This window comes from uncultured Lacinutrix sp. (genome assembly GCF_947500325.1).
GTDB lineage: Bacteria > Bacteroidota > Bacteroidia > Flavobacteriales > Flavobacteriaceae > Lacinutrix.
Genome location: NZ_CANMRQ010000003.1, coordinates 329151 through 352178, shown reverse-complemented (window position 1 = coordinate 352178; position 23028 = coordinate 329151). Strand labels below are relative to the sequence as shown.

General features: G+C 32.1%; 15 protein-coding genes. 3 read left to right on the top strand and 12 right to left on the bottom strand.

All coding sequences use genetic code 11. The annotated features are described in order from the left end of the window. Nucleotide 1 precedes the first annotated feature (1 nt). The 9 genes from Q0997_RS06510 to Q0997_RS06470 form a co-directional block, all read right to left on the bottom strand. Nucleotides 2-655 carry a peroxiredoxin-like family protein gene (locus tag Q0997_RS06510; RefSeq protein ID WP_299886327.1) on the bottom strand — a complete coding sequence of 218 codons (654 nt, stop codon included), beginning with the start codon at nt 653-655 and terminating at the stop codon, nt 2-4. 110 nt (nt 656-765) lie between these two features. Beyond that, complete coding sequence (locus Q0997_RS06505) at nt 766-1623, bottom strand: AraC family transcriptional regulator (protein WP_299886325.1); 858 nt, start codon at nt 1621-1623, stop codon at nt 766-768. A gap of 92 nt (nt 1624-1715) precedes the next feature. Then, nucleotides 1716-2249, bottom strand: coding sequence for a CIA30 family protein (locus Q0997_RS06500; RefSeq protein WP_299886321.1), 534 nt, complete (start codon nt 2247-2249; stop codon nt 1716-1718). Between the two features lie 112 nt (nt 2250-2361). Further along, the gene (locus Q0997_RS06495) at nt 2362-2943 is read right to left on the bottom strand and encodes a tRNA-(ms[2]io[6]A)-hydroxylase (RefSeq protein WP_299886318.1); all 582 of its coding nucleotides are present in this window, start codon (nt 2941-2943) and stop codon (nt 2362-2364) included. A 108-nt stretch (nt 2944-3051) separates the two neighbouring features. Next, nucleotides 3052-4791: an FG-GAP-like repeat-containing protein gene (locus tag Q0997_RS06490; protein WP_299886315.1), complete on the bottom strand. Its 1740-nt coding sequence runs from the start codon at nt 4789-4791 to the stop codon at nt 3052-3054. Nucleotides 4792-4898: 107 nt separating this feature from the next. Next, nucleotides 4899-5996 (bottom strand): sensor histidine kinase, encoded by a 1098-nt coding sequence (locus Q0997_RS06485; protein ID WP_299886313.1) that lies wholly within the window; start codon nt 5994-5996, stop codon nt 4899-4901. A gap of 1 nt (nt 5997) precedes the next feature. Beyond that, nucleotides 5998-6786: a LytTR family DNA-binding domain-containing protein gene (locus Q0997_RS06480; RefSeq protein WP_299886310.1), complete on the bottom strand. Its 789-nt coding sequence runs from the start codon at nt 6784-6786 to the stop codon at nt 5998-6000. Nucleotides 6787-6985: 199 nt separating this feature from the next. Continuing rightward, nucleotides 6986-9088 carry an ATP-dependent DNA helicase RecG gene (gene recG / locus Q0997_RS06475; RefSeq protein WP_299886307.1) on the bottom strand — a complete coding sequence of 701 codons (2103 nt, stop codon included), beginning with the start codon at nt 9086-9088 and terminating at the stop codon, nt 6986-6988. Nucleotides 9089-9177: 89 nt separating this feature from the next. Next, nucleotides 9178-9939, bottom strand: a complete 762-nt coding sequence (locus Q0997_RS06470) for a universal stress protein (RefSeq protein WP_299886306.1) — start codon at nt 9937-9939, stop codon at nt 9178-9180. 205 nt (nt 9940-10144) lie between these two features. Between Q0997_RS06470 and Q0997_RS06465 the strand changes: the two genes are divergently transcribed. Then, nucleotides 10145-12160: a M1 family metallopeptidase gene (locus Q0997_RS06465; protein WP_299886303.1), complete on the top strand. Its 2016-nt coding sequence runs from the start codon at nt 10145-10147 to the stop codon at nt 12158-12160. A 4-nt stretch (nt 12161-12164) separates the two neighbouring features. Continuing rightward, nucleotides 12165-13100: a patatin family protein gene (locus Q0997_RS06460; protein WP_299886300.1), complete on the top strand. Its 936-nt coding sequence runs from the start codon at nt 12165-12167 to the stop codon at nt 13098-13100. Here the strand turns inward: Q0997_RS06460 and Q0997_RS06455 are convergent. Further along, nucleotides 13084-13602, bottom strand: a complete 519-nt coding sequence (locus Q0997_RS06455; protein ID WP_299886298.1) for a hypothetical protein — start codon at nt 13600-13602, stop codon at nt 13084-13086. The genes Q0997_RS06460 and Q0997_RS06455 overlap by 17 nt on opposite strands. 188 nt (nt 13603-13790) lie before the next feature. Between Q0997_RS06455 and Q0997_RS06450 the strand changes: the two genes are divergently transcribed. Beyond that, nucleotides 13791-15560, top strand: a complete 1770-nt coding sequence (locus Q0997_RS06450) for a carboxypeptidase-like regulatory domain-containing protein (protein WP_299886295.1) — start codon at nt 13791-13793, stop codon at nt 15558-15560. A 161-nt stretch (nt 15561-15721) separates the two neighbouring features. On the opposite strand, the gene Q0997_RS06445 is transcribed toward Q0997_RS06450, so the two are convergent. Both Q0997_RS06445 and Q0997_RS06440 read right to left on the bottom strand, forming a co-directional pair. Further along, nucleotides 15722-17278: an FMN-binding glutamate synthase family protein gene (locus Q0997_RS06445; protein ID WP_299886292.1), complete on the bottom strand. Its 1557-nt coding sequence runs from the start codon at nt 17276-17278 to the stop codon at nt 15722-15724. Between the two features lie 129 nt (nt 17279-17407). Next, on the bottom strand, nt 17408-22915 hold the full coding sequence (locus Q0997_RS06440; protein ID WP_299886289.1) for a LamG domain-containing protein: 5508 nt from the start codon (nt 22913-22915) through the stop codon (nt 17408-17410). Nucleotides 22916-23028 lie beyond the last annotated feature (113 nt).

The window sequence follows — 23028 nt, the reverse complement described above, 5'->3', positions numbered from 1 at the left end:
TTTAAATTTTATTTGTTTTTAAATATGTTAAAAGTGTTTCGGGTTCTAGTCTTGTCATATAATCTGCTTCAAAATGAGTGTAAACGATGTCTTTATTTTTATTAATTACATAAATAGCAGGTACGGGAAGTTCATAATTATCATTGCCGTTTATCTTGGTGAAATCTATCCCAAAATTCACAAACTCCCTTTTTGAAGCATCGTCGAGTTTAAATACTATACCTAAGGCTTTCATGAATTGAGCATTAGCATCTGTAAGAATAGGATAGGAGATTGTATTTTTTAGTGTTGTTTGCGTTGCAAGTTTTGGTACTTCGCTACTAATGGCAACTATATTTGCTCCAACAGACAGGAAATCGTTTTTTAGTCTGTTGTATGCTCTTAGTTCCATATTACAATATGGGCACCAACCACCACGATAGAAGTTTAATATTAAAAATTCATCTTGCAATAAGTCATTTAGATTAATAACGTTATTATTATTGTCAATAAGTGATTGTGTGTTTGGAATTTTATCGCCTACTTGTAATGCATTCTCTTTTAGTTTATTGATGCGTATACTGTTAATACTGTCTTTAAATGTTTTAATGATTGCTACAGGCATTCTTTCCATAGTAGCATCTCTTACTATTTTTAGTTCGCTTTCTAATGTCATAATTCACTATCTATTTGTTTAATACAAAAGTATAGTTGAAGGCTACGAACTATATTATCGATTTAAGATTTAAAATAGTCAATATCGAACCAGGATAGATATTGGTTTATCTAGTTTTGAAATTTGTTAGGTGTAGTGCCAGTGTATTTTTTAAAAAAACGAATGAAGTTTGATGGTTCTTTAAAACCCATTTTATAAGCAATCTCTTGAGAGGTATATTTGTTTTCAGAGATATTTCTTTTTATTTCTAGAAGTAACCAGCTGTCTATAAACGCTTTTGCTGTTTTATTGGTAATCGCTTTGCAAATAACATTTAAGTATTTGTATGATACTAATAGCTTTTTTGCATAATCTTTAGCATTATGACTTTCGTTATAATGCGTTGTGATGAGTTGCTTAAACTGGATAAAATCCCTAAAATGTTGGCTTTCGAATGTTTTGTGTTGGTATATAGATAGCCGTTTAATTTGAAATAGAAGAGCTAAAAATAAAGCGCTTATAGTTTCAGATTTCATGTTTAAATTGTCTTCAAGATGTGTTTTTTTAATAAGCTCTAAGTATGGGGTTAAATTTTGAAGATTTTCTTTACCTACAAATATACTTGGCTCGTGATACATTTGTAGAAAATGAAATAAGTTCTTCTCGCTTATGTTTTTAGTGATAAAGGTTTCTTCAAAAGAAATTACAAAGCCATTTACTGTTAGGTCTTTATTGAAAGCATGCACTTGATCTTTGGTAAGCGGTAAAATGGTGCCAGGTAATAACGCTTCTTCTTTAAAATCTATGGTGTGTGTGCTTTTGCCTTTGGTTATAATTAATAAGGCGTGAAATGCTATTCTATGGGGTTTAGATAGGTTATATGAGGCTTTTTTACATCTATCGTGTAGTTCTTTAATTGTAATAAACTCAAATGGTATGGGTTGTTTTACAAATCGAGAAAATATAATGTTTTCTATCTCGCTAGACATATGTTGAATTCTATTCTAAGTATAACGAAGTTAGGGTTTAAAATTTTAAAAAAAAGAAATGTTTTTTAAACTCAAAACTATACTATTTATGGTTAGTGTAATTCAATTTTATCGATTGTTAACATAAAGGTTTCTGCCTTTTTATTGCCTATTAGAAAGGCTAATTCTTCAATCGTTTTTTTATCAAAATTTGGAATATCTAGTTTTCTACCTCTAAATGTAGGATATAGGTCTTTTAACTTTACAGTTATAGTTTGCCATTCGTTGTTGGTTTTGATATAAGTAATATATGAATAGTAGTCTTCTTGGTTTGCTTTAATTCTAAATTGATAAGGCTTACCATCTCCTTTTAAGGTAATAACTATTTTTGTATAGTTGGATACATCTAAAGTTTTAAAACGATGTCGTACAGAAGAAAAACCACCATTATTTTCTAGAGATACTTTACCACTAAAGACACCATGACCTTCTGGGCTTAATTTAAAACTACCATTGGAGCGTCCACCCATAACAACATCATCAACTATACTCCAGTTAGAAATATTACAGCCTGTAGTAAAATCAAAAATTGAGATTGAATTAAACATAGTTATAAAAATTAGTGGAATTAAGGCTATTGACTTCATAGTATTACTTTTTTATCAAAATTACGGCTATTAATATTTTGATTTTCAAAAGAAAAGGTTAAATAATAACTAAGCAGTGAAAACACAGAGTTATAAACTATTTACTTGTAAACTAACCGTGAATAGTTTCACTTTTACCATAGCTTTTAATAATCTCGCCTTCAAAAGCGACCAATTCTTGCCAACGTTTGTCTACATCTATGTCCTTGCCATATTTTCTAGCGAATGTAATAAAAGTGGTGTAGTGGCCAGCTTCACTAATCATTAAGTCATGATAAAATTTTGAAAGTTCTGGGTCTTTAATACGCTGTGAGAGTAATTTAAAACGCTCGCAACTTCGTGCTTCTATCATGGCAGAGAATAATAAACGATCTACCATACTTTGTAATCTACTGCCACCGCGGTTCATAAACTTATAGAGTTGGTTTACATAGTGATCTTTGCGTTCACGACCCAAAGTATAACCGCGAGCTTTAATAATGTTATGAACCATTTGAAAATGCTCTAATTCTTCTTTGGCTAGTTCTAAAAGAGCTGTTACTAATTCTTCATGCTCGCTATTGTGAGTAATAATAGTAATGGCATTTGTTGCCGCTTTTTGTTCGCACCAGGCATGATCTGTTAATATTTCTTCAATATTACTTTCTACAATATTTACCCAACGTGGATCGGTTTCTAATTTTAGGTGCAACATACTCATGGTTTGTGGTTTTGGGTAAAGATATTATAATACCAAACAAAGACCTAAATATGCTATTCAATTCGTTTATTTTCATTTCGAATAGTAATATTAGGTTATAACTTAGTTTTTAATAAGTTTTCCAGAGTAATGAATAGTATTATTTTTAGAAATAGTATAGATGTAATTACCAGTCTTTAATTCTGAAACATCATAAGTTTCTGTGTTATTTAAAGGAACTGTTTTTACTCGTTTTCCATTCATATTAAATATAGTAAAGACATTATTTTTTGAATCTACTAATTTTGACCCCAAACGGATTGTAATAGTATCTTTTACAGGGTTTGGGAATAGTTTAAAAGAATGTAAGCTCATTTCAGAAATACCTAAACCAGTACCTTCAATTACATTATGTGTAGTATTGATGTTTAAATTATTATAGGTTTCTACTGTGCCTATTGGCCATGTGATTTCTAGCGCTTCTATTATTGTAGCATTGCCTAAGCCAAAGTGTTGCGTATAGCTGTTTTGACTGCAATATCCACTAGATGAAACAATTTTACGTGTTTGCCATACTTCATTACCGTTTATTGTAGACTTAATTCTAACTTTTGCGCCTATAGCAGAATTGTTAGAGTTTGTACCTGAGCAATTTATTTTTACCCAGTTGTTTCCGGTTCCAGTGTTTCTAAATAATGCATTGGTTTGATTTCCATTTTGATTATTTGCATAAATAACATCTAGCCAACCATTATTATCATAATCCCCAAATGCAGCACTATAGGTCCAGCCAGAGAAAGTTGCTAGAGCACTTGAAGTGTCTTGAGTGAAATTTCCAGAACCATCATTTATATATATATAGTTGTTCTGGACAGATGACAAATACGAATTACAAACAATTAAATCTAGGTCACCATCATTATCTAAGTCACCAAAAGTTGATCCAAAAGAGCTGCTAGTTGCCAAGGCTATAGGTGATGACGTTTCTTCTGTAAAAGTACTACCATTGTTTCTAAAAAGTTGATTGCTTTGGCCATTAGTTTCATAATTAGTTACCAAAAGATCAAAGTCGCCATCATTATCTATATCTGCCCATGAGCTACCTGCAGAGTTCTTTAAATCTTGAACAAAGCTTAAATTAGTGATTTTTGTATAATTATTAGTTCCATCATTTCTATAAAGAGAGTTTTTTGTAGTATTCTCATTTGTTAGAAATAAATCACAATCACCATCATTATCATAATCTATTAAATCTACAGAACGTGTTCCAAAGAATTCATTTGTAAATTCAATACTAGTATTGTTTACGAAAGTACCATCTGTTTGGTTTTCATAATAGCTGTTTGTTGCATTTCCAGCACTGTTGGTATAGAAGATGTCTAAGTTTTGATCATTATTAGCATCTATCCAAGTTACCATTTCTGAAAATGTAAAAACAGAACCGGAAACATTTGTTGGTTCATAAGAAAATATACCATTGCCATTATTTCTATAAAAATAATTTTTGGTAGATGATCCCCATGTTACCATATAAGCATCTAGATCTCCATCGTTATCTGCATCTGCAAAACTGGCCGCGACAGAACGACTGTTGTCTTGAGTAATAGGATCGTTAGTAATTGTAGTGAATGTGCCGTCTGTATTGTTTAAATACAGCATGTTGTTTTCTCCAGAACCAGGACCGCTTGAATTGGTAATAAAAATATCATCCCAACCATCATTGTTTATATCTATAAAATTAGCACTTCTAGAGTTGCTAGGAGTTGTTGTAACTCCTGAAATATTTGCAGCTTCAAAAGATTGTGAAAATGAGTTTGTTAGTATAAAACTCAAACTAATAATTGTAAATGTAATTTTTTTCATGTGTGTGATTTTTTTATAAAAATCGTCACATATATGCTTCTACAAAGCTAAAAGATAAGAATTGGGTGTTTTATGATATTTTTATTTAAAACTTAGATATTATTTTTTTAAGATATAGGTATTTTTATAGTTGTTTGTACAAGTGTGCTATTTTCATTTTCTATATTATTCATTTCAAAAAAGTAGTTCCCATCATATAAAGAGTCTAATCGTTCTAAAACATTTCTAATACCATTTCCGTAAATTATTTCTTCCTCGGCAAGCGGTTGTCCATTGTTTGTTATTTCAAAAATAATATGGTCTTTAATCGTGCTAATTTTTAATGTAACTTCTAGAGTATTATGATGGTAAGAAAAACCATGTTTAATAGTGTTTTCTATAAAGGGTTGTAGTAATAACGGAGGGATTTTAGTGTTTAATAAGTGGTTGTCTATTATTTTATTAAAGTTTAGTTTTTCTGCAAAACGAATTTTTTCAATATCTAAATATTTGTTTAAAATTGATAACTCATCTTTAAGCTCGATATGTTTTTGATCTTTAATATTTAGCGTGCTTCTTAATAAATCACTTAAATCTACTATTGCGTTTTGAGATTTTTTAACATCAATATCCATAAGTGAGGAGATATCGTTTAAAGCGTTAAACAGGAAATGAGGCTGCAGCTGAGATTGTAACGCATTGATTTTAGTGTCTAGTAATTGGGTTTTAAGACGTTCTTGTGTTATTAAAACACTTTGTTGTTTTTTTAGATAATAATAGGCATATACAATTCCCATAATAGCTATATAGACAAAGAAATTGTAGTTTAAACCAGATAAACCTCGAATCCAAACAGACTCGAATGTAATTTTAACAGTTCCATTAAAAAGTTGTTCTTCCATAAGCATTACAATAGCAGAAGTATAAAATGATAAGAGGAAAGCTAAAAGTGTATGAATTATAAAACTCTGTACGCGTCTTTTTTTTAACGAAATTAAACTTATAGTCAAATAGATTGAAGTTATTATAAATAAGAATTTGAAGCTGTAGGTGATTAGGTATTTAAGAACTAATCCTTTAAAGTTTATGGCTTCAAATGTCTTTATATCATTAAAATAGTAGTAGAGTGAGCTGCCTAAAAAATCAATTAAATAAGCGGCAATAAAAACATATAAGATAAATTTTAGAAGTGTTTTGTCAACAAATGAGTTTTTTAAAAGTTTCATCCTATTTGATTTTTGTTGATTTTAGAAAATCAGACTTATATTTACTAGATAAAGAGAAAATCTTTTTGTCATTCATAATAATACTATAATCGCCTTGTCCTTCGCTAATAACTTCTTTAATATCATTGTTGTTTATAATAGTAGAACGATTAATTCTATTAAATGTATTAGGGTCTAGTTTTTTTATAAAGTCACTCATCGAAATTCTGTAGATGTGCTTACTGTTGTCCTTTGTAAATATTTCGGCATAATAAGCAGAAGAAGTAATATATTTTATGGTTTCTGTTTTAATAAAATAGAATTTCTTACCAGTTTTTAGTACAACTTTTTCTATGTAGCTGCTTGGAGATGTATTGATATTAGTATCAATTTCTCCAATATAGTTTATAAGATTAGCAATTTTAGATTTGTATTGTTGCTTTAAGTCTTTTTGCGATATTTTAGTAATAGCACGATTTAAAGCCTCATAAAAGCGTTCTGTTTTATATGGTTTTAATAAAAAATCAATAGCTTTTACTTCAAAAGCTTTTACGGCAAAACTATCAAAAGCCGTTACAAAAATTATGATTGGCATTGTCTTAGAATCAATCTTTTTTAAAACGTCAAACCCATTCAAATCTGTCATTTTAATATCTAAGAAAACAAGATCAATTTGTAGTTTGTTTATTGATTCTATTGCTTCTTTTCCAGATGATGCTTCTATTATTTTAGAAAAATAATCTGTAGTGTTTAAGAGTTTTAAAATACGTTGCCTTGCTAAAGCTTCGTCGTCTACAATTAGAATAGTCATATTAAAAATATAAAGTAATAATTATCATATTTACCTAATGAAGCGTTTTATTTCTGTTTTGTTACAGTAAGTAAAATAAATGATTTTTATAAGATGCGTTATTAAGCTTAAAATTATATAATTATGATTTAAATAAGCTGTTTTTTGATATATAAGTAGTTGTTTTTGATATAAGTTTTTCAGAAAAAAATCTATTAACTCAACTAATATAATTCCAGATGTTCTTGTATTTACTCATTTGTCTGTAGGTTTCTAAAACTACTTCATTTTCTGGGTGACCAAGAGAAGGATCTTTTTCTAGTAATTGTTTGGCGTGATAACGGGCATGTTGTAAGATGTCGTTATCTTTTATAATATCTGCAATGCGAAGGTTTAAAACACCGCTTTGTTGAGTGCCCATAATATCTCCTGGTCCACGTAGTTTTAAATCTACTTCGGCAATTTCGAAGCCATCATTAGTTCTTACCATTGTTTCTAAACGTGTTTTACTATTTTCAGAGAGTTTATGGCTGGTCATTAAAATACAATAACTTTGTTCTGCACCGCGGCCAACACGTCCTCTTAATTGGTGTAATTGAGATAAGCCAAAACGTTCTGCGCTTTCAATAATCATAACAGAAGCATTAGGAACATTTACACCAACTTCTATAACTGTAGTGGCAACCATAATTTGTGTTTCTCCTTTTATAAAACGTTGCATTTCGAACTCTTTATCTGCAGGTTTCATTTTACCATGTACAATCGAAATTTGATACTCTGGCATAGGGAAATCTCGAGCAATACTTTCGTAACCATCCATTAAATCTTTATAGTCCATTTGAGCACTTTCCTGTATTAAAGGATAGACGATATAGACTTGTCTTCCTTTGTTAATTTCTTCACGAATAAAACGGAAAACTTTGAGTCGATTTGAGTCGTATCTATGTACTGTTTTTATAGCCTTTCTACCAGGTGGTAATTCGTCAATTATAGAGATGTCTAAATCACCATAAACAGACATGGCTAATGTACGCGGAATTGGAGTAGCGGTCATGACCAAAACGTGTGGCGGAAAGTTATTTTTTTTCCATAACTTAGAGCGTTGCTTAACGCCAAATCTATGTTGCTCATCAATAATGGCAAGACCTAAGTTTTTAAATTTAACTTTATCTTCTAGTAATGCATGTGTGCCAATTAGGATGTCTAAATCACCATTTTCAAGCATTTTATGTATTTCTTTTCGTTTTGAAGTTTTACTTGAACCTGTGAGTATTTCAATGCTGATTTTTAAATCTTTACATAACTCAACTAATCCGTTGTAGTGTTGAACTGACAAAATTTCAGTCGGCGCCATTAAACAAGCTTGGAATCCATTGTCAAGTGCTATTAACATTGACATTAGAGCTACTATTGTCTTTCCAGAGCCTACATCACCTTGTAATAAGCGATTCATTTGGGCATTACTACCCAAATCGTGACGAATTTCTTTTAATACTCTTTTTTGTGCTCCAGTTAATTCGAATGGTAAATGGTTTTTAAAAAAGCTATTAAAATGCGCTCCAACGGTTTCAAAAGGAAATCCTTTTATCTTAGATTTATGAATTAAATTTTTAAGAATGAGCTGTAATTGTATGTAAAATAATTCTTCAAATTTCAACCTAAATTGAGCTTTAAAAAGTGACTGAGAATCTTTAGGGAAATGCACATTAAAAAGGGCTTCAGATTTTGAAATAATTTTTAATTCTAAGCGTAATTTTTTTGGTAAGGTTTCTGCAAATTTCCCACCAGTTTCTAGGAAGAGATTTTGCATTATTTTTGTCATCACACGATTGGTGATTCCCTTGTTAGATAATTTCTCTGTAGACGGATAAATGGCCTGCATAGAAGAACGTAAATTTTTCTCATGCTCGACTAATAATTCGGCATCTGGATGTGGCATATTAAACTTACCCCCAAATCTATTTACTTTCCCAAAAATAACGTAAACCGTATTCAGTTTTAAACTCTCACGAATCCATTTTTGACCTCGAAACCAAACCAGTTCCATCACTCCTGTATCGTCTTGAAATGTGGCTACTAATCGTTTGCCTCTTTTTTGAGCGACTTCTTTAAAATTGGTGATTTTTCCTATAATCTGTACTTCGGCACTATTAGCTTGTAATTGGTTTATTTTATAATATTTGGTGCGATCTAAATAGCGATTTGGGAATAGGTTTATGAGATCTTGATAGGTATGAATACCAAGTTCCTTGCGGAGCAAATCGGCACGATTTGGTCCAACGCCTTTTAAATAATCTATAGGGGTTTGAAGGTTGGTAGCCATAAGAGAACGAATTTAATGCATTTCTCTTTAAAGTAAAAAGAAAAGGCTACCATTACTGGTAGCCTTTATATGTTTATGTTGTTAATATATTATTGTTCGCCTTTAAGTACTAAAAGTGGTACACGGCTTTCAAAATCAGATTTACTAACGCTATTATCTAATGTTGCATCACTCCATAATTTCTTGAAGAAACCACGTTTACGTCTAAATACGCAAATCATATCTGGTTTAATCTCATGAATGTACTCTAAAACACCTTGAAATACTGTTGCGTTTTCCGAAGAGTAATATTTAGACGTTATTCTAGCTAAATCTTTATCAAACATTAAATCTTCAGGTAAAAACGTTGGTGTTTTTACTTGTAATAATGTCATATATGCTTTTAAATGTGTTAATGTGTGTTCTAATGGATCTAAAGCACCTTCCATTTTTATTATCCCAGATTTTACAGCCGTCAAAACAGTGTTTACGTCCTTAAATTCGTAATTATCAGGTATTAATAAAACTGGCATGTCTGTTTTTCTAACGATACTACCAGATAAATCGTCTAAAAATAATTTATCGTTAGTTTTTGGAGCTCTGGCAGAAGCAATAATAAGATCTACATTAAAATCTATACAAAATTCTTTGATATACTCTATAGTATCGCCTTCAAAGAATCTAAAGTTAATGTCTATACCTTGTGTTTTGGCATAAGACATAATATCTTCTATGTGGTCTTCTTCTCTTATTTCGTTAAGTTGAATACCATAAATCATTTCTGCTCCAACTAATTTTGCATAGTCAATAGCATAAATAATAGTTGCTTTTTTCTCTTTTAAAGAGCTAATAGGCACTAAGAATGTTTTCATATTATTTTGTTTAAAGGATAAAATTTGCGCAAAAGTACTCCTAATAGATAGATTCTAAAGCATTGTTGTCTATATTTCGTTGAAAAGCAGTAATTTAAGTGGAAGTGTACTATTTGTTCGATTTAATGATCTATTTGTAGACTTATTCAAAATAATAAGACCATTAAAAATTGTATTTTGGCTTAGCATTTGCAATATATTATTTATGAAACACTTGCTTTATATATTAATTACTTTAATGTGCTTTTCTACACAAGCACAACAGACTGATTTTGTTGATTTTAAAAAAGCAAACGCGCTTCTTGGTATTAATCCCAATAACTCAAGTATAGGCGGAAAAGTTTGGTATGTTTTAGATGTAATAAAAGAAACAGATTCAATATACATTGATGCTGTTAATATGGATATAAAGAATGTTGAAATAAGATATGAAAACTCTAATACTCAAGATTTAGATTTTTATTACGATAATAAACGTTTGTGGTTAATTCATGATTTTAAAAAAAATAAAAAATATACAGTATATTTTGATTATGAGGTAATTCCTAAAAAGGCCCTTTATTTTGTTGAAAGAGAAAGCACTCACCAAATATGGACCCAAGGGCAAGGTAAATATACCAGCAATTGGTTGCCTAGTATTGATGATATGAACGAGAAAATGATATTTAATATATCATTAACTTTTAATGAAGATTATAAGGTTATTTCTAATGGATTACAAACAGCAAATATTCCTTTGCCAGGTATGGTAAAATGGCACTTTCAAATGCAAAAACCAATGTCCAGCTATTTAGTGGCATTAGCTATTGGAAAATATGATAAAAAAGAGTTAACCTCTAAAAGTGGTATTCCAATAGAATTATATTACTATCCTGAAGACTCTTCAAAAGTAGAGCCAACCTATCGTTATACTAAGCAGATGTTTGATTTCTTGGAAGAAGAAATAGGCGTGCCATATCCATGGCAAAACTATAAACAAGTGCCTGTAAAAGACTTTTTATATTCAGGGATGGAGAATACGAGTCTCACTATTTTTAGTGATGATTTCATGATTGATGAGACAGCATTTATAGATAAAAATTACGTTAACGTTAATGCTCACGAATTGGCACACCAATGGTTTGGAGATCTAGTAACCGAAACTGAAGGAAAACATCATTGGCTGCAAGAAGGCTTTGCTACGTATTATGCTTTATTGGCAGAACGCGATATTTTTGGAGACGACTACTACTATTGGAGATTATATGAGTATGCTCTAGAACTATTAGCGCAGGAGCAAGCAGGTCAAAATACACCTTTAATGGATCCAAAAGCGAGTAGTGCAACGTTTTATAAAAAAGGTGCTTGGCTTTTACATATGTTACGTGATAAAGTAGGTGATGAAGCTTTTAAAAAGGCAGTAAAAAGCTATTTGCAGAAATATAAATTTAAGAATGTAAAAACTAATTATTTTATACAGGAAATAGAAGATACTTCAGGGATATCTTTAACAAAGTTTGTTGACGATTGGTTACTTTCTGATACACTGCTTTATAATGAAATGGAAACACATTTGTCTACGGTTTCTAATGCAGTAAATGGATATTTAAAAATAGATTGTGAAGGCTATTCTTCAAAGTGTTCAGAGTATCTAACCTCATATCTTTTTGATGAATCTAAAGTTAAGGTAATTGAACAAATGCCAAATAAAATTCAATCTAAAGATTTTAAAAATTCAATTAAAGTTAGGCAAGCTATAGCACAAAACGTTACTAAAATACCTTTAGAGCTTAAAGCGCAATATGAAAGTCTTTTAAATGATAAATCTTATCTAACAATAGAAGCTGCGTTGTATCATTTATGGTTAAACTTTCCAAAAGAGCGTAAAAAATACTTAGATAAAACAAAAGACATCATTGGTTTTAATAATAAAAATATAAAGACACTGTGGCTTGTTTTGGCTTTAAATACGCAAGGTTATAGAGATCAAGAGAAACAGTTCTATTATAATGAATTAGTAGATTACACGTCTTCAAAAAACGGTTTTCAACTAAGGCAAAATACATTTTCGTATTTAAATTCTATAAATGCTTTTAATGAAACAGCTTTAACCAATTTAATAAATGCATCTAAACACCATAACTGGAGATTTAAAAGCTTTGCAAGAGATTTACTAAAATCGCTATCTGAAAATGAAAAATATAAAAAGATAATTACTAATTTGCAGTCAAAAGATAAATAGTAATTTGAAAGCATTAGTAATTTCTGGAGGTGGTAGTAAAGGTGCATTTGCAGGTGGTGTAGCACAATACCTTATAGAACAACAAGGTAAAAATTACGATATGTTTTTAGGAACATCTACAGGTAGTTTGTTAATTCCACATTTAGCAACTCAAGATATTGGTAAACTTTATGATATCTATACTCATGTAAATCAACATTCAATTTTTAGTATTAATCCTTTTGTTGTAAAAAAGAAAAAAGGAAGAGAATATGTTTCTATTAACTATTTTAATACGATGCTTCAGTTTATTAAGAAGCGACGAACATTTGGAGAGAGTAAAGCTTTAAGAAGGCATATAAAGAAGCATTTTACTAAAGACGAATTTAATCGTATTCGTGATACTAAGGAAGATGTCGTTGTTACTGTAGCTAATTTGTCTAAAAATAGAACAGAATATAAGTCTATTAACGATTATAGTTACGAAGAATTTTGCGACTGGATATGGATATCTTGTAATTATATTCCTTTCATGTCTTTAGTTAAAAAAAATGGTTTTGACTATGCAGATGGTGGTTTAGGTTGTGTAATACCTATTCGTGAAGCTATTAAACGTGGTGCAACAGAAGTTGACGCCATTGTTTTAGAAAGTGAAGATTTAGATTATAATAAAGTATTAGGTAAAAACCCATTCTCTTTAATGATAAGTCTATTTGGTCATTTATTAGATCAAGTAGAAAAAGGAGATATTGCTATTGGAAAACTAGCAGCAGAGCATAGAAACGTAAAACTTAATTTATACTATACACCATCAAAGCTTACAGAAAACTCACTTATTTTCAATAAAAGCTTAATGGAAAAATGGTGGCAAGAAGGTTATCATTATGCAGAAAGCAAACATGAAAAAGGACAATCTATGGACGAAAGCGATCCATTAAATTCTATTACCACAGCTCACTAACTTCTTTTTTTATATAAGATAATCCAGCATTACTAGGAGCAGATTTATCCATCATTTCTGTTATTATAGCTTCTCTTAATTTTGATGCTGTATCTATTTTGTCGCTCATAGCAACTTTTCTTATAAGTTGTACTGTGGCATTTTTAGATGCATTAATAATGCTCCAACAGCTATCGCTTAAATAAATTTGTTGTGAGAGGTTATGATCAAATTCATTTTCAATAGTATTAATTAAAAGCGTTTCGTAATCATTCTTATTAGTAGAAGCAGGAGCAACTCTTAATAATAATTTATTGGGATTGATGCGTTCTAAAAACAACGACAAACGTTCGTAAGCTTGTAATCTTTGAGGTAAAGATTCTCTTTGTAGTTGTTTGTGTATTAAAAATTTACGTCTATCATCTTCATTTTGAACATGCTCTCTAAAAAATAAAAAGGCAACCGATCCCACTATAAGTGATGGTACGGCATACATAAGTAAATTTAATAATTGATCTTCCATTAAGTTTAGTTTTTACAATTAAACAAACTTAACACGTTTTATTTTATTGTACAAGCTAAGTACTAATAGTTGGTAAATACTATTGTTTTTTTAGAATTTAAAAAAAAATAAAATAAAGAGGTAACAAAAAAGGGCTTGTTTTTATATAAGGTTGAATAGAAAATAAAAATATTTTAAATCAATAAATTATGAAAACAAAAAAAACAACTTCAAAAATTATATTAGCATTAATGCTAATGTTTAGTGCATTATTTAATTCTTGTGAAAAAAATGAAGGTATTGATGACTTTAACAACAACAATCAAAACAACCAGAATGATGTAATACAATCTACTTTAGATCAAGGCGCAAACATTCAAAGAGATTTTATGGGACGAATTGTTAATGAATCGTCATTACCATTAGATAATGTGAATATTACTATTGGAAATGAAACAGCGATTACAGACAATAACGGCATTTTCATTATTAATAATGTAACTGTTAAAGAAAGACAAGCTTTTATAACTGCAGAAAAACCAGGGTTTTTAAAAGGGATGCGATCTATAGTACCAACTCAAGATACTAATATGGTTAATATCATGCTTATTACAGAGAATTTAGCAGGAACTGTAGCCTCTGGAATAGCAAGTGAAGTGTCTTTAAGCAATGGTACAAAAGTAAGTTTTGATGGTGCTTTTAAAGATGATAATGGTAATGCGTATTCTGGAAATGTAGCAGTATATATGTATCATTTAGATCCAGCAAACGCATCTGTTAATGAGCTTATGCCTGGAAGTTTACAAGCAGAGAATGCTAATGAAGAAGAACGTGTTCTTGAAACTTATGGTATGCTAAATGTTGAATTAAAAGGAGATGCTGGTCAAAAACTAAATATAGCAGATGGTCATGTTGCAGAAATTGAATTACCATTAGATCCAGCACAAAGTGGCGTAGCGCCATCAACGATACCATTATGGCATTTTGATGAGGTTGCTGGTCACTGGATTGAAGATGGTGAAGCAAATTTAATAGGAGGTAAGTACATAGGTGAAGTATCTCACTTTTCATGGTGGAATTGTGATGCTCAGTTTCCTACAGTAACATTGTGTATGACAGTAGTTGATAATTTAAATACACCATTATCTAATGTGAAAGTAGAATTGTGGAGAAGTGGTGCTACGTATCCTAGAATTGGATACTCAAATGGTAATGGTGAAATTTGTGGATTGATTCCTTCTAATGAAACTTTAACTTTAAAAGCATATGATCAATGTGGAGTAGAAGTACACACAACATCTATAGGCCCTTTTTCTTCAGATACTAATTTTGGAAACCTATCTATGCCAGGGGTTTTAACCGAAGTAATAACAGGAAATTTGGTAGATTGTTCTAATGCAAATGTTGTAAATGGTTATGTTAATTTAACCTATGGAAGTCAATATGCAACAGTAGCAGTTAGTAATGGCGTGTTTAATATGAGTGTTATTAAATGTGCTTCTTTAAATACATTTTCTTTAGAAGGGTTTGATTATGATGCATTTCAAACAACAACGGTATTACCTTTTAATTTTAGCAGTACAAACGTAGGTAACATTATAGCATGTAATGCGATAACAGAATTCGTTACAATACAAGTCGATAATAATCCTGTAGAGTATTATTTAACTAATATTGATGCAGAAGCCAATGGATCTGTATTAGGATATTTTAATATCTCATCTCAATCTTCTAATGGAAATGGTTTTTATGTAGGAGGCGATTCTACTGTGCCAGGAACATATACAGCTCCTAATTTTTGGTTAGAATCTTCAACAATAGATATGAATTTTAATATCCCAAATAACTTAGTGTATACCTTAAATAGCTTTGGTGCAGTAAGTGGTTATATAGATATGACTGTGACAGGAACTTATACAGATACTAGTGGTAACATAAGAAATCTATCAGCAACAATCCATGTAATAAGAGATAATTAATAAATTATATTTTATAAAACACAAAGAGGCTGTCTAAAAGAATAATTCAATGTCATATTGAGCTTGTCGAAATATTTTAAACTACTGGTAAACAATATCAGTTTCGACAAGCTCAACTTGACAATTAAAATTATAATGACTTTTTAGACAGCCTCTTTGTTTTATTTTTTAGAACCACCCAGATGGCTGCAAGATTTTAAGCTTTCCATACCATTAAAAGGTACAGGTGTTTTTACATAACCATAAGTACCATCTAACTCTTTAGATAAGTTATGGTCGTCTACATTAACTTCAATATCACTCATTTTAAATTCACAAGGATGCTCGTAACCAGCAGCGTGTGTGATTTCGACTAATTCTTTTTTAAAGGTTTTAAAGTACTGTGCTAAACGTTCAGATTTTAAAGGGATGTTTATACCATTCTGCGTCCATTTCTTTTGCGTAGCTATACCAGCAGGGCAACGATTAGTATGGCAAATTTGTGCTTGTATACAACCAATACTCATCATGGCTTCACGGGCTACATTTATACAATCTGCTCCCATAGCGAATGCCATAGCTGCTTTAGCAGGAAAACCAAGTTTCCCGCTACCAATAAATACAATACGTTCGCTTAATCCTTTTTTCTGAAATAATCTATACAAATCACTAAACCCATACACCCACGGTAAACTTACATGATCTGCAAAACTTGGAGGCGCAGCGCCAGTTCCACCTTCGCCACCATCAACAGCTATAAAATCTGGCCCTTTTCCTGTGGTTTTCATAATGTTTGCCAACTCTTCCCATTGTTCAAGTTTACCAATAGCCGCTTTTATACCAACAGGTAACCCTGTTTTTTCAGCAATAGCTTCAATAAAATCTACTAATTCTGGTACATTAGAAAAGGCTTTATGATTTGGAGGTGATAATACATCTTTTCCAATTTCAACACCTCTAATTTTAGCAATTTCAGGAGTGATTTTTGCACCTGGTAATACACCACCTTTGCCAGGTTTTGCACCTTGAGATAGTTTTACTTCTATAGCACGAATAAAAGGATTGTCATCAACCAGTTTTATCATTTTTTCCATAGAAAAACCACCATCTTCTGCACGCACACCAAAATAGCCCGTTCCAAAATGAAACACAACATCGCCACCATGGCTATGATAAGGAGATAAACCACCTTCGCCTGTATTATGGTAGGCATCTGCTATTTTTACACCTTTGTTTAAACTTTCTACTGCTTTTGCTGATAATGAACCAAAACTCATTGCCGAAATATTTATTATAGATGCAGGACGATATGGTCGCTTACGTTTATTATATTCTCCCATAACTTTAGCGCATGGTAAAAAACTTTTGTCTGCTATGTTTGGGTGATTCTCTTTTACTTGATAAGGCATCATCGCGTTATTAATAAATATATGCTGGTGTGCATAAATATCGCGATCTGTACCAAAACCTTCGTAGTTATTTTCTTTTTTAGCTGATGCATAAATCCAACCACGTTCTATCCTGTTAAATGGTAACTCTTCTCTATTATTTGCTACAAAATATTGGCGTATTTCTGGACCAATACTTTCAAACATATAGCGAACATGCCCAACAATAGGAAAGTTATGACTTATAGTATGTTTTTTTTGAATAATATCTCTAATGGCAATAATGGCTAGAACAATGATTATCCAAAGCCACCAAGAAATGTTGGAAAGAAAAGTTAGAATGGTATCCATATTTTGATAAAATATTTTTATCAAAAATAAGAATTATCTGTAATTCATTTCTAATGCATTTCATTAAAAATAAAAAAACGCCAAAACTAATAGTTTTGACGTTTTAATGTTAGATAATTACACTAATTGCTAATCATTAGCACCTTCAGGTAATTGTTGTGTAAACAAATAAGTTGATGTTGGTGGACCACCAAAAACAGAATTTGAAGGGTTATTAAAAATATTGTTTCTTACCTCCAATACATCACTGGTAGTTCCTGAATATACCGAATTACTGTCCATATTAACATCTGTACCAAAATAACCTTCAGAAGAATAACTCGCTACTGGTGGACCACCAAACACAGAGTTATTGGGATCGTTAAAAACCTGACTTCTTATAAAAGGAACATCACTTATAGCTCCAGAATAATTTATGCGACCATCACCATTACTATCTCCAGCCCACATTGCTAAAGTGTTTGTTGGTATTCCAAAAGTAGTTTGTGCATTGGTCCCAAAAGTAATAGGCATAGTAGCATCTGTAAAATTTATTGGTACGGCCGTGCCATTTAGAGCAATTGTATTAGCTGTCATTACACCTAAATGATTGCGATGTTTTAAAGTCACATAATGATTTTTATAAGGGATTAAAAAGTCTGGATTAGAAACACCATCTACAGCAACCACATCGCCATCACGTTGTAATAGGGCAGAAGTACTTACTATAACTGCGGTATTATCTGTTTCATCTCTTAATTCTACCCAAATCCAATCTACAATATCATCTTCTAGTAAACCTGTTGCGCTAGTTCCTCCAGTATTAAATACCGAAGCATCGCAAGTTAAACCATCTGCATAAGGCGAAGTAGTAGGTAAGTAGTTATTAGTACGTAAATCGTCTCGCATTAAACCGTTAGTGTTGCCTAATAAAGCGCCTTGTAAAAATACTTTTGGTGCTACCATAAGTTTAGATTGGTACTCATAAGTACCAACATCTATATTGGCACCAAGATTTCTTATGTGTCCTGTGATATCTGTTGTAGTAGCATTTAAAGAAGTATTACCAGCATCTACTAAAACTCCAGTTTCTAAAGGCATTAATCCATCGTCTGGTGTGCCAAAAATATCATCTAAACCATCAATATCAGCACTATTTATGAATGGGTCTGCTATAAGTTGTGTGAAACCTGCAGGCGAACCAAATTGTGCTGGGTCTGTTAAAACATAATTATTAGTGCCTGATACTGTAGAGTTATTTACTAAACCAATGTCTCTGGTATTGTTATACATTACAGTATTTGTAATTGTAATTGTACTATTACTATTAGCAATAAGTGCAGACCCATTTAAAAAAGTAGATGGTGAGGTATTATTAAAAACAGTAAGATTGGTTAATGTAGCACTACTTGATGAATCATTATAAATTGCTGGACCTGCATCAGAAAAGTTATTGGCTATTAATACATTAGTTGCAGTAAAAGATGCAGCTTTGTTGTACATACCGCCGCCAATACCAAAGCCTACTGTATTATTGTTATGTATTACAATATTAGTATAACTCGTATTAATGGTTTCTTTATTATAAATACCTGCACCAATATCTGCAGTGTTATCACGAATAATTAAATTAGCAAATACTGTACTAGAATTATGGTTACTAATACCAGCACCAAGTCGTCGTCTTACATCTATCCCTTCAATAGTAAGGCCGGTTACGTCATTAAATGTGGTTAGTCCACCTTCTATAATAAAACCGTCAAGTCGTGTTTCTGCATTGTCTAAAACCGACGTTACCACATGATAGGTATTATCTGTGGAAGATGACGGATTGCCTATATTACCACTTAGTATGGTTGGGTTTGCAGCAATATCGCGTTGATCAATTGAGGTGTCAGTAGCATTAAAGCCACCATATATTTTTATGCCATTAGGTAAATGAAACGTATTATCACGAGTACTTATACCAGCTGTAATTGTGTTATTTCTTGGAAGTGCACTAGGGGAATAAGTCCCGCTAGCTACCCAAATTTCGGTTATTGTTGAACAGCTAAGTGAAGCAATAATAGCGTCTTGTAGATTAAAAAAACCAGTTTCCCAGCTGGTTCCATCAAAATTACTTGTAGCGAATTGATTAACATATAATCTGGTCTGAATATTATCTACAACTGTTACTTGAGCTGTTTGCGAGCTTTCGTTTCCATAAAAATCTGTCACGGTTAGTGTTACTGTATTAGCACCTAGCATAGAAATGTCAAAAGTATCTATGTCTATCGCTAGTGATGCGATCCCACAATTATCAAAAGAACCATTATCTATGTTTGCTGCGGTTATTGTTGTAGATGCACTACAGGTTAAGTTTATGGTAATGTCTTGGGTTATTACTGTTGGAAAAACAGTGTCGAAAATAGTATTGTCTGTATTTACCCAGTTACTTGTAGCACTTGTTAACGCCACATTGGTTAATTGTAAATTATTGGCGTTGCTTGTAGCATCTAAAATGTTGTCAACAGAACTATTGTCTGAATTTTCAAACCCTTGATTAAAATTATAATAAGCTATTAAATCTGCTCCAGATGCTCCAGGTGTACAGCTAGCTGTACCGTTTGCTTTAACAGTGTTCCATATGCGTATATCGCCAATATCGCCTTTAAAATATTCACTTCCAGGAAAAGCGACACCAACATAAAGGTTGAGGTCAGCTCCTGTTGCTGTACCAAACTCTGATGCAAAAGCACCTACGAATTGACCATCTATATACAGGTTTGAACTACCAGAATCATCATCGGTCACGGTAATGTTATACCATTGATCTTCGTTAAAAGCAAAGGGAATTGTTAAGAAACTACTTCCGTTCCAGAAACCAATACCAGATAAGTTTTCTAATAAATTGAATAGATATTTAGTACTACCTCCAGTACTACTGCGATAGCCTAAAATGGTTTGCTTAGTCGTTTTAGTTAGAGGTTTAATACGCATTTCTATAGTACCAGTAGTTATATCTAAAATAGAAGGATTAACAGCTACAGCATAATCATCTATACCATCAAAGTTAAAGGCTGTTGCTGGCATACAACTTGTAGTAAACGTAATACTAACACTCGAACTATTAACGCAATTTCCTGTTGTAGTATAGGTTACGGTATAGGTTCCTGCTAGTGTTGCAGCTGTATCAATTTCGCCTGTGTTAGGATCTATTGCAAGTCCAGTACCTGAAGAAAACAGTCCACCTGTTAAGCCAGTAATTGTAGGTGTAGGATATGTGACATCACACCCATACACCGAAGCACTATAGCTAAAAGAAGCATCATCAAGAGCAATGACTTCTATTGTATCTGACGCTGAATTTGAGCAACCATTGCCTATTGTAACATCGTAAGTTATAGTGTGTACACCTGCGCCTGCTATTGCTGGGTCAAAACTATAGGTCATCCCGTTACCATCGTCGGTAACTCCTGGTCCTGAATAGATACCACCAGATGGAGTAGCGTTGCCAAGACCAATTTGCACACCAGCACTTAGGCATACATCTTCTGGTGCAGTAAAAGTTATTGTAGGTAAAGCAAATATTTCTATGGTATCACTAGCACTAGAAACACAACCATTATCGTTTGTATATATATATGTAATAGTATGTGTTCCTACACCAGCTGCGGCTGGATCAAAACTATAGGACACTACATTACCATCATCAATAACACCTGGTCCAGAATATACGCCAGAACCTAGGATATCTGTACTTACTGTACCTGTACCTGATACAAAATCTTGAGAATCTCCATCAATAGTGAAGCTAGTACCTGAGGTGAAATTTAAATTTCCTGAAGCTCCTATAATAGTAGTATTTGCTACGATAGTTGGTGTTTGCCCATTATCAAACGTTAGTGTTATAGTATCACCCGAAGCAGTTGCATTCGTTAAATTAATTGTTATGCCAGCAACACCACTACTAGCAGTTACGTTTGTTGATTGCATAGCTCCAGAGCTATTAAATACGATATCTCCTCCTATAAAACCTGAAAAGCCAACTTCATCATAACCAATATTTACTGTAACTGTAGTTGTTGTAATACTTACCGCAGGAGTTCCTCCACTAAGCCCTGTTTGTATGCCTGTATCAATACATAGATCTTCTGGTGCTGTAAAGGCTACTGTTGGTGCAGCAAAGACTTCTATATCATCCATCGCACTAGTTCCACTTTGCGTGTATGTTATAGTATGAGTTCCAACTCCTGATGTTGTTGGGTTAAAGCTATAGGTCATCCCGTTACCATCATCTGTTACTCCTGGTCCTGAGTACACGCCTCCTATAGGCAAACCACCATCGAGACCATTTTGTATTCCTGTTTGCTCGCAGACATCTGCTGGAGCTGTAAATGTGGGTGCAACTTCTAAAATAACTTCTGTTGCTGTGTAGTTAATATTCCAATCATAACCAGTTCCAGTTGGTAAGTTAACGGTATCAAACGTGCCAGATATAGAATTAGCTGTTAAAATTGTAAATGTATCTCCGACACTTGGTGTAAAGCCATTTACTAAGCTAACATCTAACGTTCCAGCTAAGGTTGCTGTGCCATTAATTGTTACAACATCAAAAGAACTTGTGGTTTCTAGTTCTGTGGTTAAGGTTGCAGTACTTTGTTGTGTATAGTTATTGTTAAAAGTATAAGTGCCTGTTGAGTTACCAGGACTTAATGTACCTGCATTACTAAAATCTCCTGTATGGCTTGTATTAGTTCCTGACAATGTGCTATAACCATTAATATCTTGAAATATTCCTGAGTTATTAAAATTGCCTGAGTTGTTTATAACACTACCATTACTAGGGTTGTCCTCAATAATTAATGAACCACTATTGTCTAATAAACCAGTATTACTAAGTGTAGCTCCAAATTTTAGATAAAAACTACCTGCGCTAGTATTAATTAAGCTTGCACTGCTAGTATTTGTTAGGGTTTGAGTATTTTCAAAAGTCCCCGTATTTGTTAGAGTTCCTGCATTTGTTGAATTATTGTCTATTTCTAATACCCCATTATTTGTTAAATTACCATTATTATTTAGAATACCTGCTCTAAAAACTGCACTACTAGTAATAGTTAATAGGTTATTATTAGTCGTAATAAAACCAGAAAACCCCTCAAATTGATTAAACGCTGAGGTATCATTTAGTATTAGTGTCCCATTGTTTATTAGTTGTCCCCCGAATGCTAGTATTTCAGAAGAATTATCTAAAGTTAATGTGCCTGTAGCTGCGTTAGTTAAACTTGAATTTGCGTCTTCTATTACTATAACAGAAGTGTTTGAGGCTAATACTATACTAGTATTGGTAAATGTACTATTATCTACTAAACGCAACCGAGAATCTTGAGTTAAGTTTAAATTGCCATTGTTTGTTAAAGTCTCATTATTTGTTAAAGTCCCTTGGTTTGTTAAAGTTCCATTATTGGTTATCGATATATCTATTGTTGTTAGTACCCCAACAGGAATAACAACACTATCCCCAGGACCAATGATACTGCCCGGTATGACACCTCCCTGCCAGCTTTCTACTTCTGACCACAAATCTTCGCCTGGGCCATCAATTGCTGTAAATGTTGTTTGCGCTTGTATTGCAAAATTTATTAGTAATGCTAGTGTTAGAAGTAGTTTCGTTTTCATAGGGAATTAGTTTTTAATACGATTCTAAAGTTTTGTCTTTCAATTTTAAAATAGCAAATATGATATATCTATTCTATTATTGTTTGTGTTGCTCCTTGTTTAAAGTACTTATA